Below are 15,024 nucleotides of genomic sequence, written 5' to 3'. Positions count from 1 at the left end.
AGGCCAGCACAGCCGACATCCTCATTGCCTGACACGCCGCCATCGCTGGCAAGCCCGCTCCCACAAAGGTCAGCGGCGTTCACAGAAATGGCAGCCCAACGCAGAATCCTGTGGGAGCTAGCTTGCTAGCGATGAGGCCAGCACAGCCGACATCCTCATTGCCTGACACGCCGCCATCGCTGGCAAGCCAGCTCCCACAAAGGTCAGCGGCGTTCACAGAAATGGCAGGCCACCGCAAAAACCTGTGGGAGCCAGCCTGCTGGCGATGGCGGTGGGTCAGTCACCGACGAAGTTGAACGGGGTCACCCGAATCCAGGCAAAAAAGAACCCGGCATGGCGCAAGCCGTGCCGGGTTTGTTGCCAGAGGGCGGCGGATGTCGTGGATCCGCCGACCGCTGATGAACGCATTTGGCTTACGCCCGTTCCAGCGCCAGCGCCACGCCTTGGCCGCCGCCGATGCACAGGGTCGCCAGACCCTTCTTCGCATCGCGCTTGAGCATTTCGTGCAGCAGGGTCACCAGCACGCGGCAGCCCGATGCGCCGATCGGGTGGCCGAGGGCGATGGCACCGCCGTTGACGTTGACCTTGGCCAGGTCCCATTGCAGGTCCTTGGCCACCGCCAGCGATTGGGCGGCGAACGCTTCGTTGGCTTCGATCAGGTCCAGCTGATCCAGCGACCAGCCGGCCTTGTCGAGGCAGCGGCGGGTGGCCGAGACCGGGCCGATGCCCATGATCGCCGGGTCGACGCCCGCGTTGGCGTAGGCTGCGATTTTCGCCAGCACCGGCAGGCCCAGGGCCTTGGCCTTTTCGGCGCTCATCAGGATCACGGCGGCGGCGCCGTCGTTCAGCGACGATGCGTTGCCGGCGGTGACGCTGCCGTCCTTCTTGAAGGCCGGGCGCAGTTTGGCCAGGGATTCGGCGGTGGTGTCGCCGCGCGGTTGCTCATCGGTCTTGAACGCCACCGGGTCGCCTTTGCGCTGCGGGATCAGGATCGGGGTGATCTCATCGGCGAAGCGCCCGGCCTCGATGGCCGCGGCGGCTTTCTGCTGCGAAGCGGCGGCGAAGGCGTCCTGCTGCTCGCGGCTGATGCCGTACTTGTCCACCAGGTTCTCGGCGGTGATGCCCATGTGGTAGTCGTTGAAGGCGTCCCACAGGCCGTCGCTGATCATGGTGTCGACGATCTGGGCGTGGCCCATGCGCAGGCCGGTGCGGGCGCCGGGCATCACGTAGTTGGCCAGGCTCATGTTCTCCTGGCCGCCGGCGATGATCACGTCGGCGTCGCCGCAGCGGATCGCCTGGGCGCCCAGGTGCAGGGCCTTGAGGCCCGAGCCGCAGACCTTGTTCAGGGTCATGGCCGGCACGGCGTGGGGCAGGCCGGCCTTGATCGCGGCCTGGCGCGCCGGGTTCTGGCCGGCGCCGGCGGTCAGCACCTGGCCCATGATCACTTCATCGACCTGGGCACCGTCCAGGCCGGTCTGCTCAAGCAACTGGCGGATGACCGCCGCGCCCAGATCCACGGCGGAGACGGTGGCCAGCGAACCCTGGAAACTGCCGATTGCGGTACGCGTGGCGGCAACAATGACGACGTCTTGCATTTTCGAACTCCTCACTCGGCAGCGAACTGCATTTCCGGTACGTGATCCGGGACGATCAGTTTACCAGCGGTTTTGGCGACGATTTCCTCGACGCTGACGCCAGGTGCGCGTTCCTTGAGGACAAAAGCGCCATTTTCGATTTCAAGGTAGGCGAGGTCGGTCAGGACGCGCTTGATGCACCCGGCGCCGGTCAGCGGCAGGCTGCACTGGCTCAGCAACTTGGACTCACCGTCCTTGGAGGCGTGGGTCATGATGACGATGATGTTGTCGGCGCCGGCCACCAGGTCCATCGCGCCGCCCATGCCCTTGACCAGTTTGCCGGGGATCATCCACGAGGCGATGTTGCCCTGTACGTCCACTTCGAACGCGCCGAGCACGGTCAGGTCTACGTGACCGCCGCGAATCATTGCGAAGGACTCGGCCGAGGAGAAAATCGACGCGCCGATCCGCGCGGTCACGGTCTGTTTGCCGGCGTTGATCATGTCGGCGTCGATGGTGTCTTCAGTCGGGAAAGGGCCCATCCCGAGCAGGCCGTTTTCCGATTGCAGCATGACTTCCATGCCTTCGGGGATGTAGTTGGCGACCAGGGTCGGGATGCCGATGCCGAGGTTCACGTAGAAGCCGTCCTGCATTTCGCGGGCGACGCGTTGAGCCATTTGTTCGCGGGAAAGTGCCATGTTCTTGTTCTCCGTCAGCCTGAATTATTTGCGGATGGTGCGCTGTTCGATGCGCTTTTCGAACGTGCCGCAAATAAGCCGGTCGACGTAGATGCCGGGGGTGTGGATCTGCGACGGATCCAGCTCGCCGGGTTCGACGATCTCCTCGACTTCGACCACGGTGATCTTGCCGGCGGTGGCGGCCAGCGGGTTGAAGTTCTGGGCGGTGTGGCGGTAGACGACGTTGCCGAAGTGGTCGGCCTTCCAGCCTTTGACGATGGCGAAGTCGCCGGTGATGGATTCTTCCATCAGGTATTTGCGGCCGTGGAACTCACGCACTTCCTTGCCTTCGGCCACCGGGGTGCCGACGCCGGTGGCGGTGAAGAAGGCCGGGATGCCCGCGCCGCCGGCGCGCATTTTCTCGGCCAGGGTGCCTTGCGGGGTGAGGACGACTTCGATGTCGCCGTTGAGCAGCTGTTCCTCGAACAGTTTGTTCTCGCCGACGTAGGAGGCCACCACCTTGCGGATCTGCCGGTCCACCAGCAGCACACCGAGGCCGAAGCCGTCGACGCCGCAGTTGTTGGAGACGACGGTGAGGTCGCGGGTGCCCTTGCGCTTGATCTCGGCGATCAGGTTTTCGGGGATGCCGCACAGGCCGAAGCCGCCGGAAATCACGGTCATGCCGTCCTTGAGGCCGGCCAGAGCCTCCTCGTAGGAGTACACGCGCTTGTCGAAACCTGCCATAGGCACCTCTTTTATTGTTGGTAGGCGGCTGGCTAGCCGGATGGTTGGAGTGTCTCGCCGGACGATATATTTGTTAAGTTGATTTTTAGGGTGGATTGATTGATAAAACTCAATTAATCATCGCCCCCCCGTCTTGCAGCTTAACGCTTGCGGCTTTCAACTGGAGCAACGCGACCATGACCATCAAACAGATCCGCGCCTTCCTCGCCGTGGCCCAGAGCCTGAGTTTCGCCGTGGCCTGCGAGCGCCTGCACCTGTCGCAGTCGGCGCTGAGCCTGACCATCAAAGCGCTGGAGGAAGGGCTGGGCGGACGCCTGTTCAGCCGCAACACGCGCAATGTGGCGTTGACGCCGGAGGGTGAATCCCTGCTGCCGCTGGCCCGGCGCCTGATCGCCGACTGGGACAACGCCGAAGACGAGATGCGCCAGCGCTTCAGCCTGCAGCGGGGGCGGGTGACGCTGGCGGCGATGCCGTCGTTTGCCGGCAACCTGCTGCCGCCGATCCTGAAGAATTTCCGTGCGCGCTATCCGAACGTCAACGTCACGGTCAACGACGTGATCAACGAACAGGTGCTGGAGATGGTGCGCGACCGCCAGGTGGAACTGGGGGTGGCGTTCGAGCCGATGCAGAGCACGTCGTTGAGCTTCACGCCGCTGTACACCGACCGTTTCGTGGCGGTGGTGCCGCAGGATTCGCCATGGGCCGGGCGCCAGGAGATCGACTGGCTGACCTTGCTTGAGCAGCCTTTCATCACATTGCAGCGGCCGTCCACGGTGCGGGTGATGCTCGAAGAGCATTTGCAGGCCCGAGGCATGAAACTGCCGGTGGAGTTCGAAAGCCATCAACTGGCGACGGTCGGAAGGATGGTCGCCAGCGGCCTGGGCGTCAGCGCCGTGCCGGCCTTGTGCGCGGTGCAGATGCAGGAACTGGGCGCCTGCTGCCTGACCTTGCAGGATCCGGTGGTGGAACGGGCCATCGGTGTGTTGACCGAGCCGGGCAACGAACTGTCGGCGGCGGCGCAGGCGCTGTTCGACATCCTGCGCCAGGAGAACCTCGGCCAGCGCCTGGGCCGTGCGGTGCCTTGACTGACGCCATCGCCAGCAGGCTGGCTCCCACAGGAATCCGGGGTGATGACAGGGTCTGTACCCTCCACAGAAACCTGTGGGAGCTGGCTTGCCAGCGATGAGGCCGGCACAGCTGACATCGATGGTGTCTGATCCACCGCCATCGCCAGCAGGCTGGCTCCCACAAGGGCTGTCATTTGGTCAACTGATGCGCCAGACGCGGCAATAATACTTCGCACGAACCTTCGATTTTCAGGTCCAGCAGTTCATCCGCCCGGGTCTTGCCCAGGTTGATCGCGATCAGCGGCTTGCCCCGGTCTGCGATCGCCCGGCACAGGCGGAACGCCGAGAAGGCCATCAGCGACGAGCCGATCACCAGCATCCCGGCCGCGTTCTCCACCGCTTCCATGGCCCGCGCCGCCGTGTGCTGCGCCACGTTCTCGCCGAAGAACACCACGTCCGGCTTCATCCGTTCGCCGTCGCAGTGGGGGCAGCGGGGTGCCTGGAACCGTGCCTCGAAGGCCGGATCGAGCAGGGTGTCGCCATCCGGCGCCTGCACCGCATCGACGCCGGCAAGATAAGGGTTCTGCGTTTCCATCCATTGCTGGACCGAATCCCGCTCGCTGCGCTGGCCGCAGTCCAGGCAGAGCACGCGGTGCAGGCTGCCGTGCAGTTCGATCACATCGCGGCTGCCGGCCCGGTCGTGCAGGGTGTCGACGTTTTGGGTGATCAGGGCGCCGATGAGGCTGTGCCGCTGCAGGCTGGCCAGCGCCTCGTGGGCTGCGTTCGGCCGCGCCTGGCGCACCCGGGGCCAGCCGAGCATGGCCCGGGCCCAGTAGCGGCGGCGGGATTCGGGCGCGGCGAGAAACTCCTGGTACATCATCGGCTGGCGGCCACGGCGCACGCCGTTGCTGTCGCGGTAGTCGGGGATGCCGGACGGGGTGCTGATGCCGGCGCCGGTCAGCGCCACGAAGTTGCCGCCGGCCATGGCTTCCAGCAGGTGGGCGAAAGAGTCGGGGGTGGGACTGTCTGGCATGACCGGCGCTCCGCAGGCAGAAGGTGCATGCAGGTTAGCACCCGCGGGCGGCAAGAGGGGCGGCGGCGAGGAAGCGGGCTTCCTCGCCGCGCCGGCTTCATTTGCGCGCCTCCAGTATCAGGTTGAACGGCGTCTGCGTGGCCCGCCGGAACTGGCTGAACCCCGCCTCGCTGAACACCTTGCGCAAGCGGGTCTCGCCGGCCTGTGCGCCGAGCCCGAGGCCGACTTCCTGGGACAGCGAGTTCGGCGTGCAGATGAACGTCGAGGCGGCGTAGAACAGCCGGCCGACCGGGTTGATGTTGTCGTCCAGCGTATCGTTGGCGAACGGCTCGACCAGCAGTACCGTGCCGTCGTCCTTCAGCGATTCATACGCGTGGCGCGCCGCGCCGACCGGGTCGCCCATGTCGTGCAGGCAGTCGAAGTAGCAGATCAGGTCATAGTCGTCGCCGGGGAAGCTTTTCGCCGTGCCCTGGAAGAACCGCGCCCGGCTGCTGACCCCGCCTTCTTCGGCGCGCTGGGTGGCGACGGTCACCGAAGGCGCGTGGTAATCGAAACCGACGAAGCGCGAATTGGGGTAGGCCTGGGCCATGATCACCGTGGAGGCGCCGTGGCCGCAGCCGACGTCGGCGACTTTGGCGCCTTCCTCGAGCTTGGCCACGACACCGTCCAGCGCCGGCAGCCATTCGGCGATCAGGTGCCCCTTGTAGCCTGGGCGGAAAAACCGCTCGGTGCCGGTGAACATGCAGGGGTGGTGGTCGCCCCACGGCAAGGCGCCATTGCCGCGCATGGCTTTGACCAGCTTGTCCTTGTCGTGGAAGAACGACGCGACCACCCCGAGGCCGCCGGCGACGTACACCGGCGAATCTTCGATGGCCAGGGCCAGGGCCTGTTCTTCGGGGAGTCGGAATTTTCCGTCCAGATGTTCCATGTAGCCGGAGGCCGCGTGGGCGCTGAGCCATTCGCGCACCAGGCGGGGGTTGCAGGTGGTCTTTTCGGCGAGGGTTTCCGGGCTGATCGGCTGGCTGTCGGCCATCGCCCGATACAGACCGAGTTCCTCGCCGACGATGACATTGGCCAGCATCGCCGCGCCGCCCATGTCGTTGACCAGTTTGCCCATGAATTCGTTGAGTCTGGCCTCGTCCATCACAGGTGCTCCTGTTGCAGGATCACGCTCCGGCGGCTGTGCGGGCGTCGAGGCGGTTGCCACCGGGCGGTGGTCATGGAAACGGGCGCAAGCGGCGCCCCGCGGCCCCCTCGACTGGGTCATGTTTGAGTCTAGCCGCGTGATGGCAAAACACTCACTACGAACCGACGGCGGACGTCGGATTTCTGCCTAGGACAGACCGGCGAGGGTGAAATGCCCTTCGGACACCAGATAACGGTGGTCGCAAGGGCTGGAAACGCCCATGAAAGCGAAAGAGCCGATCATCGTGCCTTGAGAGGCGCAGTAGCGGACGGTCAAGGTGCCTTCCCGGGAAAGGGCGAGGGAGGGTGGCGCCGAGTAGGTCGCCATCGCTTCGTCCTCGGCGCTGCTGATGTGCAGGGCGTAGGTCTTCTCGGCGGCCGGCTCCGAAAGATCCAGGGGCACGTAAAACTTCAGCTCGCGCTGGTCCGCCGGGTTGCCTGTCTGGGCGGCGTGGATCGCCCTGATCTCCCAGCGTGCGCCCCTGTGGACGGAAATGCTCACGTCGGCGTGGAAGTCCGGCTGATCCTTGATTTTTGCGGTCATCGTTCCGCTTGCAGATCCTGCGAAGGCATTCATGGCCAGGTTCCCTGTCAGTGGGGAGAGCGTATTTGGGGCCCAGTCTAGGTGGGGTTGCGGCGGGGCGGTACTGTCAAAGTTGACAGGTGTAAAAACCGTATTTCTTATTCCGATCGGTTCTTGCCAGCGTGTATCGCAGTGTGTCGGGCTTCGCTCCCGATACAAAACCTTCGACATTTCCACGGCCTGCAACACAGCCGGGATACAGCATGGGCGCCTACTGGACGGGTCCGTCGCCACGTCTGGCGGCACTTCAACCGAGGCCTTGCCCATGCAGACTCAACCTCCCGCTTTGCCGCCCCGCGTCGGGCTCGGCCTGCGCCGTGGCCTGATCAAAGACCTTCTGGCCGCCCGCCGCGGTGATTTCGACTTCCTTGAGGTCGCCCCGGAAAACTGGATCGGCGTCGGCGGCGCCCATGGCGCGGCGCTGCGGGAACTGGCTGAACGCTACCCGCTGTCCTGTCATGGCCTGTCGTTGTCCCTTGGCGGATCGGCTCCGCTGGACACGGGCTTTCTGCGCGAAGTGCGCACCTTCCTCGATCATTACGACGTGCCGCTGTACAGCGAACACCTGAGCTATTGCAGCGACGACGGTCATCTCTACGACCTGTTGCCGTTGCCGTTCACCGAAGAGGCGGTGCACCACGTCGCCGCGCGCATCCGTCAGGCCCAGGACATCCTCGGCCGGCGGCTGGCGGTGGAAAACGTGTCCTATTACGCCGCTCCCCGGCAGGACATGGACGAGGCGGCCTTCACCAACGCCGTGTTGCGCGAGGCCGATTGCGACCTGCTGCTGGACGTCAACAACGTCTACGTCAACTCGGTCAACCACGGATTCGATCCGCAGACCCTTCTGGCCGCCTTCGAGCCTGACAGGGTGGTGGGCATGCACGTGGCCGGGCATTTCGATGAGTCCGACACGCTGAAGATCGACACCCACGGCGCGCCGGTGAAACCGGTGGTGTGGTCGCTGCTGGCCGAGGCCTACGCCCGCTTCGGGGCGCAGCCGACCCTGCTGGAGCGGGACTTCAACTTCCCGGCGTTCTCCGACCTGGTGGCCGAACTGCAGACCATCCGCCGCCTGCAAGCCGAAGGAGACCGACGTGGATAACCTCGAACGGCAACAACGGGCCTTGACCCGCTACCTGCGGGATCCGGACAACCAGTCGCCACCGACCGGCATGAGCGCGGCCCGGGTCGACGTGTATCGCGATCTGGTGCTCAACAATGTTTCGCAATTGCTGGGCGGCACCTTTCCGATCCTGATCCGGATCATCGGCCAGGACGCCTGGCGCACGCTGATACGTGGCTTCCTGCGGGATCATCGTGCGCAGACACCGAAGTTCGGTGAAATCGCTGAGGAGTTCATCGGCTATCTCGCCGAATCGCCGGCGGTTGCCCAGGAGGGCCGATGGCCGGCGTTCATGGTGGAACTGGCCCATTACGAATGGGTGGAGATGGTGTTGCAGCAGTCCGATGCGCAGCCATTGCCGCCGGGTGACGCCGAGTCGCTGCTGACCCGGCCGTTGCAGGTGTCGCCGCTGGCTTGGCCGCTGGCCTATGCCTGGCCGGTGCACAAGCTCGGCCCCGATCATCGGCTGGCCGCGCCGCCCGCGGAACCGACCCTGCTGCTGGTGCGGCGGACGGCGGACTTCAGCGTGAGGTTTTCCGAGTTGAGTCCGTTGGCGTGGCGCCTGCTGCAACGGATCGGCGATGGGGCGCGGCTGACCGGGGCCGAACATCTCGAGGCGCTGGCGACCGAAGCCGGGTTGCCCGTGACGGTGGCGTTCCTGGACAGCGGATTGGCCTTGCTGCGCCAGTTGCATGACGACGGCGTGGTGGGGTGCTGATTCATTCATCGGTCGGCAGCCACCGGGGCGGGCACGGGTGCAGGCGGTAGAAGCGCTGGAGCTGGGCCTTGTCCCGTTCGAACCAATCGCTTAGCCACTGGCTGTATTGCGTCTGCGCCGCCGTTTGCAAGGCCGGGTGCCGGAGACCGTCGGATATGGCTTGCGCAGCCTGCATGCCTGTCATCAACGCCTTGAGTACGCCATGGGAGGAGGCCGGGTCGAGTTGGCTGGCCGCGTCGCCGGCAATGAAGTAGCCGCTGCCGGCCGGTGCGGCGCTGATGCGCCACGTCACATCGGCGCTGCGGGGGCGGCTCCGTGACGACAGGGCCCGCAGCGGTGCCGGCAATGCGCAAGGCAGGTGATCGCCCTTCGCCTGGCTCTGCGCTTCGAAGGTCAGGCGCGTCCAGTGCAGCGTCCGTTGCGTCACTTGCGCCAGCCATGTCCAGCCGTCGGTGTCGGCCAGCAGGTGCGGAGACTGCGAATAGGGCGCCATGCACCCTTCGAGATAGCCGAAGCGGGCCAGCAACGACGGTGAGCAACGACGGACCGGCAACTGCAGTTGGCGGCCGAGCCAACCCGACGCACCGCTGGCATCGAGCACGTATGACGCAAACAGGGGGCCGGTGTCGGTGTCCACGCCGATCACGCGCCGCTGATGAACGAGCACCCGTTGCGCCCGGTGCGGCTGAAGCACCGTCACGCCCAGCGCCGCCGCCCTTTGCAGCAGCGCGTCATCAAGCTGCGCTCCGGCGATCTGGAAACCGCGCCACCGCCCATTCCCGTCGCCGCCGAATCCGTTGAACTGCGGTGGCCCGTTCCACTGCACCCAATGTCCGTCGAAGCGCAGGGCATCCTCACGGCACAACCGTTCAGCCACACCGAGCTGCTGGAGCAACGGTTCAATGCCCGGGTGCAGGCTTTCGCCGGGGCGGAAGCGGGGAAAGGCGCGGCGTTCGATCAGGGCGACCCGCCAGCCGCGCTGTGCACAGCCGATGGCCGCTGCAGATCCTGCGGGGCCACCGCCGACCACCACCACATCAAAGTGGTTCAAGCACAAGTCGCCAGGGTGCGCCGTCGGTTTTCAGCAGCATGGCTGCGGCGCTGACGAAGACGCTTGCCTGCTCCAACACCTCGACGTCCCGCCGCTTGAAGTCGCCGGCCGGGTTGGACACGCCGCCGCGACGGTACATCCGGTAGCGATGCACCCAACCGTCCAGTGCGGTGCCGGCCTGTCGCTCCGCCAGCTCCAGCTCCGGGTCGGGCCGCCGCAGGGTTTCGAATGAGAGCACTGGCCAACGGTTGCGCGCTCCGTCGTCCTGGCCTGCATCGAGTGCGTTGTAGACGCGGTACATCGACAGCACCCGGTTCTGGTAGGCCTGCTGATCCACGGGGCCGGTCTGCTGCAGGGAAAAGCAGTTGTCGAGGGCGACCTGCGTGTAGTCGCTGTATTCGTAGGCGCGGTAACGGACGAACGTGCGTCCCTGGTCCTGTATCAGTTGCGGCCGTTGCTGGTGATCCCAGGCGACGGCGTCCAGGCCGGTTTCCCGGTCGGTCAGCGGAATGATGCTGTGCAACGTTTCACGGGGCTCGAACGTCTGCGCCGAGTCCGGTGCGGTGCCTGGCCAGAACGAACCCAGCGCCGCGCAGATGCGTATGTCCTCGGTGAACGGGCTGGCCAGCTCATAACCGGCGAGGATATGAACCCAGGTGTCGTCAGGCATCCGCTGGCGGATCCAGCCGGTCTCCCAGCCGGGCGCGAACACACCGGCCGCGCCGTCGGGCAACGAGGTCGGGCGGGCGCAGTTGGGAGGCAGAGGGGCAGAGGGGGGCGCGGCACTGTTGCGCAGTTGCGAGACGATCGCCGTCACGCCGCGGTCGTCCGGTGAAAACGGTTGATCCTTGAGTGCCAGGTTGGCGCAGTAGCGGATGTTCGACAGGGTTTCCAGCCGCGCATGCCAGATGTCGGGGGCGCTCAAGGCAGGCTCGTTGCTCGCCCATTTCAGCAGTCCTCGCTGGGTGCACAACGGAAAGAAATCCGGCGGGCCGATCACGGAGTACGCCGCCACCGACGGCATCAACGTGTTCAGCGGCGAGCAATGCGCACGCACCCAACCGTCAGCCGTCCCGTCGTGATAGTGCAGGGCCCGGTAACCGCCGCGGTTGACCAGCTCGGCCACGCCTTCCCGGTCGTTCAGATCCTCGATGCTGCCGTCCTCGTTGACTTTGTGGCGGCCGTGCACCATGCCGGCGGTTCCGGCCGGCATTTGAAAGGTGAGGGGCTGTCCGTCGAGCAGGGCCGGCTCGACCAGGCGCGGTCTGACCTGCGGCAGCAAGAGCCCTGGCCCCCGGTCCGCCGGAGTCGCCCAGTGCGCCAGGCCTTCGCTGATGATGAACGGCGGTTGGCTGATTTCCGGCTCCTGCCAACCGGTGCCGACATGACGCAGGTGTATGTGCCGCAGCTTTTCGTTGACCTGGTGGTTGTCCAGCCGCAGCGTCAGCTCCAGCCCGGCGATGCATTCGGGGCCCTCGAACAGTTTGTGCAGCGGCACCCAGAAATCCAGGTCGTCGTCGATGTCCTCCTGAAAGTCCAGCGGGCCGAACCGTTCGGCGTCGCCTTTGAGCTGCACGGCGACATAGGCGCCGTAGCGCACGGGCATGACCCGGATGCCGTAGGCGTCATCGTCCACCCAAGGCAAATGGCTCCGCAGGCGGGCGTCATACCGGGCGGCGGCGGTGCCGACGCGGGCGATGCCGGTGCGGGAAAAGCACAGGTCGGCATGTTCGCCGTGAACCGTATCGGCGGCGCATCGGTATTCGCCGGCAAACACCGCCACGGCGAGGGGCGCCCCCCGGGCCTTTTGCCGGAGTTCGTCGAGGGTGGGCGGGCGGATGCCGTATACGAGGTCGAGCAGCGTTTCGATCTCGGCCGGGGAGGGAAACAGCTGCAATGGCTGACCGGTCCCATCGACCGAGACCCGTGGTGACGCCAGGGCATGGAAGAGCAGGCTGCGCGAGGGCTCCCCGGGCTCGATCGCCCGCAAGCCCGCCATCGAAAAGTCCTCGAAGCCCGGCAGGGTCCGGTCGATGGCCAGCGGTCTGAGCAGCTCGACGTCAAGCGGCACCGCCAGCAGGTCCAGCCCGTGTGCCTGCATCAGCGACTGCCACCCGCCGGGCGCCAGGCGTTTGCATGTCTGTTCTACGGTTTCCAGCAGTGTCATGGCGGTCGGCCTCGGTCGCAGCGCGTTTGATGCCACCACACAGCAAATGTCGGCGACCGGCGACTGTCAGATCTGACAGTCACGACCAGTGGTCTGCAGAGAACGTCTGCTACGCACTTTGGAACGTCCGGGACGCGAGTGGCGGTTCAGGCAACGATAGAGGGCGGGGCCAAGGGGCAACAGTCGGCCGGCTCTGACAACGTTGTAGTCGCCGGAAGCGTGCGATGTAGTCCATGACATCTGCTTGCCGGCGTTTCTTAAACGCAATTCAACCCTGCAGCGGCAACCGCAGTTCGGCGCAGAGTCCGCCCCCTTCGCGGTTGCTCAGGCTCAGCGAGCCGCCGAGGGCCATCGCCAGTTGCTGGGCGATGGCCAGGCCCAGGCCGGTGCCGCCGGTGCTGCGGTTGCGCGAGTTCTCCACGCGGTAGAACGGCTCCATCACCTGGGCCAGTTCCTCTTCGGCGATGCCGGGGCCGCGGTCCATGACTTTCACCGAGAGGTCGCCGTCCTGCCGTTCGACCCACAGTTCGGCGGCGCCGGCGAACTTCAGGGCGTTGTCGGTGAGGTTGACCAGCACCCGGCGCAGGGCGTGGGGGCGGGTGTCGATCACCGCGTCGCTCTTGCCGCCCAGTTGCACGTCCTTGCCCATGTCCTGGTAGTCGAACACCAGGCTGTCGAGGAACGAGTCCAGGTGGGTGCGCCGGCTCTCTTCGGTCGAGCCGTGGATGCTGCGGGCATAGGCCACGCCCTCGCGCACCAGGTGCTCCATCTCGCCGAGGTCGTTCCACAGTTTGTCTTTCTCGGCGGAGTCGTCCATGAACTCGGCCCGCAGTTTCATCCGCGTGATCGGGGTCTGCAGGTCATGGGAAATCGCCGCCAGCAGCTGCATGCGTTCCTTCAGGTAGGCGGCGATGCGTGCCTGCATTGCGTTGAACGCACGGGCCGCGTAGGCCACTTCGTTGGGGCCCTTTTCGTCCAGGCTGATCGGGTGGGCGTTGGGGTCGAGGGTTTCCACCGCATTGGCCAGGCGGGTGAGGGGACGGATCGCGATGCGCACCGCCAGCCAGGTGCAGACCAGCATCAGGGCCAGTTGGCCGATCAGCACCACCGGTAGCCAGGGCGAGAGCGGCGCCATCGACGGCCACACGTCGATGGTCACCGGGCTGCCGTCGCTCAGGCGCAGGTGGCCCTGGAAGTGCTTTTTGGGGCCCGGAATGTCGGTGAACGTCAGCGGGTAGGCGTCGCCGATGGCATCGGTGATCGAGGTGACCGCCACCGGCACCTCGCCCGCGCCGATCGGTGTGCCGGGCTCGCCCTCGCTCAACAGGTAGCCGTAGTTGGGCCGGGCCAGCCGCTTGAGCCAGGCAGGACGTTCTTCGGCCGGCAGGCGGTCGAGGATCGCGACGGACGTCGAGACGTCGGTCTCCAGGTTGCCGAGCATGGTGTGCTTGGCGCTTTCGTAGCGTTCGTAGTATTGCGCGCCGAACGACAGCGCCTGGGCGAGGATCAGCCCGACCAGAAAGATCAGCGACAACCGGGAGGCCAGGGTGCGCGGCCAGTGCAGGGCAAGGTTCATGCAGGGGCTCCGAGGACTTCGACCGGCAGCGAGAACACATAGCCTTCGCTGCGAACAGTCTTGATGTAGGCCGGTTCGCGGGCGTCGTCCAGCAGGCGCTGGCGCAGGCGGCTGACCAGCAGGTCGATCGAACGGTCGAACAGGTCGGCCTCGCGGCCCTGGGTCAGGTTGAGCAGCTGGTCGCGGCTGAGCACCCGCTGCGGATGGTCGAGGAACACCCGCAGCAGGCGGTATTCGGCGCCGCTAAGGGCGACCAGGGTGCCGTCCTTGTCCAGCAGGTGGCGGGCGGAGGTGTCCAGCTGCCAACGGCCGAATGCCAACAGCCGTCCGGTTTCGGTGACCACCAGGTTGGGCGGCAGCATTCGCGTGCGGCGCAGCACGGCGTTGATCCGGGCCAGCAGTTCGCGGGCGGCGAAGGGTTTGGTGAGGTAGTCGTCGGCGCCCATCTCCAGGCCCAGGATGCGGTCGGTCTCGTCGTTGCGCGCGGTGAGCATCAGGATCGGCGTGGCCTTGTGCTTGCCCGCGCGCAGCTCGCGGCACAGCAGCAGGCCGTCGTCGCCGGGCATCATGATGTCGAGCACGATCAGATCCACGGTGTTGGCTTCCAGGAAGCTGCGCATCTGCCGGCCGTCCGCGACCACGGTGGTGCGCAGGCCGTTCTTCTTCAGGTAATTGCCGACCAGCTCGCGGATCTCGCGGTCGTCGTCGACGATCAGGATGTGATCGACATGATCCATGGGGCCAAACCTCAATCAAAGGGGGATGCCGCGCAGTCTACCGAGCCCGTCCGGGCTCGCCTGCCTGGGTTTGTATTGCACTGTATCTGGCGTGCGGACGGATACAGGCTGACGCAAAAAGCGGATTTTTCCAGGGATTTGTATCGCTGTGTATCCCCGGCCCGCACAGATACACAGCCATGGATACGCGCCGTTTGCCGACACAAGCGCGATACCTCGCCAGCGTTCAATGAGCTCCATCGAGGCACGGCACAGACGCCACGCCCGGACAACGACTCATCCATTGCCGCCCTGAGGATCCGCCATGAACGCCAAGACCAAATCCATCGCTGCCGCTTGCCTGTTCGCCGCCCTGAACATCTGCACCCTGTCGGCCCGCGCCGAAGCCGTTGCCGCCCCGCAAACCTACACCTACGGCACGCATCTGGACATCCGGAAAGTCATCTCCCTCAAGGAAAGCAACCCAGGGAGCTGCGGCATCGTCGACGCCCGCATGACCTACCTCGACTCGGCCGGCCAGACCCGTGTGCTCGATTACAGCAAGTTCGGCGACGGCTGCCACAACGAAAACTGATTGCCCACTTTCATTAAAGGACCCATGCCATGAACAACGTATCGCGCTTTCTGACCGCTTTCGCCTTTGCCTTCGCCGGCGTCGCCGCCCACGCCAACGCCGCCGTCGAGCAGCACAGCTGCGGCAACGGCACCTGCTTCCAACTGACGCCGCTGGCCAAGCAGGGCCTCGCCGCCGACGGCTCCAGCCGTACGCCGCAAGGCCAGATGGTG

The 15,024-nt window shown here is 65.8% G+C and carries 15 protein-coding genes; 5 read left to right on the top strand and 10 right to left on the bottom strand.

The features are described 5' to 3' along the window. Positions 1–413 precede the first annotated feature (413 nt). From ACIP0B_RS08060 to ACIP0B_RS08050, 3 genes are read right to left on the bottom strand one after another with little or no spacing between them, the layout of a single operon-like run. A complete protein-coding gene (locus ACIP0B_RS08060) occupies positions 414–1,595 on the bottom strand; it encodes an acetyl-CoA C-acetyltransferase (protein ID WP_400831047.1) in 1,182 nt (393 codons plus the stop codon). Positions 1,596–1,606: 11 nt separating this feature from the next. Next, positions 1,607–2,272, bottom strand: a complete 666-nt coding sequence (locus ACIP0B_RS08055; protein ID WP_400831046.1) for a CoA transferase subunit B — start codon at positions 2,270–2,272, stop codon at positions 1,607–1,609. A gap of 24 nt (positions 2,273–2,296) precedes the next feature. After that, positions 2,297–2,995, bottom strand: a complete 699-nt coding sequence (locus ACIP0B_RS08050) for a CoA transferase subunit A (protein ID WP_400831045.1) — start codon at positions 2,993–2,995, stop codon at positions 2,297–2,299. Positions 2,996–3,171: 176 nt separating this feature from the next. On the opposite strand from ACIP0B_RS08050, the gene ACIP0B_RS08045 reads away from it, so the two are divergent. Further along, positions 3,172–4,080 carry a LysR substrate-binding domain-containing protein gene (locus ACIP0B_RS08045; RefSeq protein ID WP_400831043.1) on the top strand — a complete coding sequence of 303 codons (909 nt, stop codon included), beginning with the start codon at positions 3,172–3,174 and terminating at the stop codon, positions 4,078–4,080. A gap of 172 nt (positions 4,081–4,252) precedes the next feature. Here ACIP0B_RS08045 and ACIP0B_RS08040 read toward each other — a convergent pair whose 3' ends face one another. From ACIP0B_RS08040 to ACIP0B_RS08030, 3 genes are all read right to left on the bottom strand, one after another. Continuing rightward, the gene (locus ACIP0B_RS08040) at positions 4,253–5,095 is read right to left on the bottom strand and encodes an NAD-dependent protein deacetylase (RefSeq protein WP_400831042.1); all 843 of its coding nucleotides are present in this window, start codon (positions 5,093–5,095) and stop codon (positions 4,253–4,255) included. A 97-nt stretch (positions 5,096–5,192) separates the two neighbouring features. Beyond that, complete coding sequence (locus tag ACIP0B_RS08035) at positions 5,193–6,239, bottom strand: class I SAM-dependent methyltransferase (protein WP_400831041.1); 1,047 nt, start codon at positions 6,237–6,239, stop codon at positions 5,193–5,195. Positions 6,240–6,428: 189 nt separating this feature from the next. Further along, positions 6,429–6,824, bottom strand: a complete 396-nt coding sequence (locus tag ACIP0B_RS08030) for a hypothetical protein (protein ID WP_400831039.1) — start codon at positions 6,822–6,824, stop codon at positions 6,429–6,431. Between the two features lie 304 nt (positions 6,825–7,128). Between ACIP0B_RS08030 and ACIP0B_RS08025 the strand changes: the two genes are divergently transcribed. Then, complete coding sequence (locus ACIP0B_RS08025) at positions 7,129–7,968, top strand: DUF692 domain-containing protein (protein WP_400831038.1); 840 nt, start codon at positions 7,129–7,131, stop codon at positions 7,966–7,968. Further along, on the top strand, positions 7,961–8,707 hold the full coding sequence (locus tag ACIP0B_RS08020) for a DUF2063 domain-containing protein (RefSeq protein ID WP_400831036.1): 747 nt from the start codon (positions 7,961–7,963) through the stop codon (positions 8,705–8,707). The genes ACIP0B_RS08025 and ACIP0B_RS08020 overlap by 8 nt, the downstream gene beginning before the upstream one ends. A gap of 1 nt (position 8,708) precedes the next feature. On the opposite strand, the gene ACIP0B_RS08015 is transcribed toward ACIP0B_RS08020, so the two are convergent. The 4 genes from ACIP0B_RS08015 to ACIP0B_RS08000 form a co-directional block, all read right to left on the bottom strand. Then, on the bottom strand, positions 8,709–9,758 hold the full coding sequence (locus tag ACIP0B_RS08015; protein ID WP_400831034.1) for an NAD(P)/FAD-dependent oxidoreductase: 1,050 nt from the start codon (positions 9,756–9,758) through the stop codon (positions 8,709–8,711). Then, complete coding sequence (locus ACIP0B_RS08010; RefSeq protein WP_400831032.1) at positions 9,745–11,925, bottom strand: hypothetical protein; 2,181 nt, start codon at positions 11,923–11,925, stop codon at positions 9,745–9,747. The genes ACIP0B_RS08015 and ACIP0B_RS08010 overlap by 14 nt, the downstream gene beginning before the upstream one ends. Positions 11,926–12,193: 268 nt before the next feature. Then, on the bottom strand, positions 12,194–13,501 hold the full coding sequence (locus ACIP0B_RS08005; RefSeq protein ID WP_400831031.1) for a sensor histidine kinase: 1,308 nt from the start codon (positions 13,499–13,501) through the stop codon (positions 12,194–12,196). Continuing rightward, on the bottom strand, positions 13,498–14,238 hold the full coding sequence (locus ACIP0B_RS08000; protein ID WP_085586710.1) for a response regulator: 741 nt from the start codon (positions 14,236–14,238) through the stop codon (positions 13,498–13,500). The genes ACIP0B_RS08005 and ACIP0B_RS08000 overlap by 4 nt, the downstream gene beginning before the upstream one ends. Positions 14,239–14,542: 304 nt before the next feature. Between ACIP0B_RS08000 and ACIP0B_RS07995 the strand changes: the two genes are divergently transcribed. Together ACIP0B_RS07995 and ACIP0B_RS07990 are read left to right on the top strand one after the other, a co-directional pair. Beyond that, positions 14,543–14,812, top strand: coding sequence for a DUF2790 domain-containing protein (locus tag ACIP0B_RS07995; protein ID WP_400831029.1), 270 nt, complete (start codon positions 14,543–14,545; stop codon positions 14,810–14,812). A 29-nt stretch (positions 14,813–14,841) separates the two neighbouring features. Continuing rightward, the coding region (locus ACIP0B_RS07990; RefSeq protein ID WP_400831028.1) for a hypothetical protein at positions 14,842–15,024 on the top strand (183 nt) is incomplete at its 3' end.

Source organism: Pseudomonas sp. NPDC089534, from assembly GCF_044749305.1.
Lineage (GTDB): Bacteria > Pseudomonadota > Gammaproteobacteria > Pseudomonadales > Pseudomonadaceae > Aquipseudomonas > Aquipseudomonas ekonensis.
This window is presented reverse-complemented; position numbering and strand designations above follow the sequence as displayed.